Raw genomic sequence first — 1,799 nt, 5'->3', positions numbered from 1 at the left:
GCGAGCGCTCGGCCATGGAAGAGTCGATGCTCGACTTCGCCGAGGGCGTCGAGGAGAACAGCCGCCTGTCGTGCCAGATCAAGGTCACGGACGACCTGGACGGCCTGCGCGTGACGATGCCGGAGAGCCAGCACTAGGGGGGCGGCGGGTCGGCTCTGCGGATCCAGCGACAGGTCCGCTTTCGAACCCATTGCGGACGTTGCTAGACGCGACCGCTCCGACCCCTGTCACTCACCTGCAGGTACAGCTCTCCAAGGGCGCATCCTACGACGAAGGCGATTAGGGGCGCACGTCCCCAGACGTTTAGCAGGGCACAAACGCCTAACGTTGCACCCATACACGCTGCGGGAACGATTACGGCCATGGCGGCCCACCATGGATAAGCGATCCAGCGTCGAACAATGGCTGTGAGAGGAGGCTGCAGGACGGCCGCCGCAACTCCCAGCGCTGTGACGATCAGGACCGCCCCGACCATATGCCAATTCATTCCCGTCTTAGTGGCATCTGCTGCTTAACAACCGCAACCCACCCGTTCCTGATGTTCGCCAGGTCCGCTTCGGGCCGCCGCCGGGCTGTCGGCTGGCGCCGATCCCCGGGACCGAGCGCAACTCGGCGCGAGAGCAGGCTGCACCAAGCTCCAGAGGCGGGCCGGAGCTGACCAGGGCCTTCAGGATGGGTGCCGTCCTGAAGGAGGCGCCTCTTTGCCTCCCCCGCGCAGCGGCGGGAGGGGGACCAGTCGCCAAGCGCAGCGAAGAGCGGCTGGTGGAGGGGGCGAGCTTCAGGCTCGGCGGACCGACGGCGCTGTTTTGGATTCAATTGAGGAGGCTCGCCCCCTTGTTTGTTTGAGAGCGGGTAGTTTGGCGGGGTCTTCCGGGACGCCCGCCTGACGTAGCAGCGCCAGGCGGGCTGTCGGTGGAGGGGCCGCAGTCCCCTGAGCCTTATGGGCTGAGGTGGAGCAGGGCCGCCGCCGACATTCCATGACCCGGATGGTTGCAGGGACTTTGAGGTCCGGAGCCACAAGGAGGGGTCGGTGGAACAGCGCCAGTCTAGCATGCGGGTCGCTGGGATCGATGTCGGCAAGCATCGGTTGGACGTGGCGGCGCACGGCCTGGAGGACGCGGTCTGGGTGGATAACAACGCTGCGGGCTACAGCGAGGTGATCGCTTGGTTGCGGGCCCGCGAGGTGGGGCGTGTGGGCCTGGAGGCGAGCGGCGGCTACGAGCGGGGCGTGCGTGCGGCGCTGGACGAGGCCGGCTTCGAGGTGGTGGTGCATCAGCCGATCGAGGTGCGCCGCTTCGCCCAGCTGAAGCGCCGGCGGGCGAAGAACGACCGGCTGGACGCCCGGCTGATCGCCGCGGCGACGGCCCAGGTGGAGGCGGTGAAGGCGGCTCAGGATCCCCGTCTCGCCGACCTCGCCGAGCGGCTGACCTGCTACGAGCAGATCACCGACCAGGCCGCTGAGCTGAAGACCTTCCTGGAGAGCGTCAGCCTGAAGGATATCGCCCGCGTGGTGCGCGCCCAGATCGCCACCCAACTTGTTCCCTATACGTTCCATTCCCATCTCCCCGGGAATGCCGAAACCCCGCGTCCCCTTCAGCCCCGAGATCGTCGAGCGCCTCTGGCTCGGCCTCGAAGCCGGCCACGGCCTGCGCCGCCTGTGCCGCGAGCCCGGCATGCCCACCCGCGCCACCGTCATGCGCTGGCTCAAGGAGAAGCCCGACTTCGCCGAGGACATCGCACTCGCCCGCCTGATGGGCGGCCTCGACGGCGTCGGCCGCTCGTCAGGCTGCAAGAACGGC

The 1,799-nt window shown here is 68.0% G+C and carries 1 protein-coding gene and 2 pseudogenes; all 3 read left to right on the top strand.

The window, feature by feature from the left end:
• A pseudogene (locus VGD44_RS04775) lies at positions 1-137 on the top strand (ferredoxin); the annotation flags it as partial.
• Positions 138-1,051: 914 nt separating this feature from the next.
• A pseudogene (locus VGD44_RS26495) lies at positions 1,052-1,423 on the top strand (IS110 family transposase); the annotation flags it as partial.
• Positions 1,424-1,571: 148 nt separating this feature from the next.
• The coding region (locus tag VGD44_RS26490) for a hypothetical protein (RefSeq protein WP_331088783.1) at positions 1,572-1,799 on the top strand (228 nt) is incomplete at its 3' end.

This window comes from Phenylobacterium sp., assembly GCF_036402295.1.
In the GTDB taxonomy this organism is placed as follows: Bacteria; Pseudomonadota; Alphaproteobacteria; order Caulobacterales; family Caulobacteraceae; genus Phenylobacterium.
The sequence above is the reverse complement of the archived record's forward strand: the minus strand, read 5'-3'. Positions and strand labels throughout refer to the sequence as shown.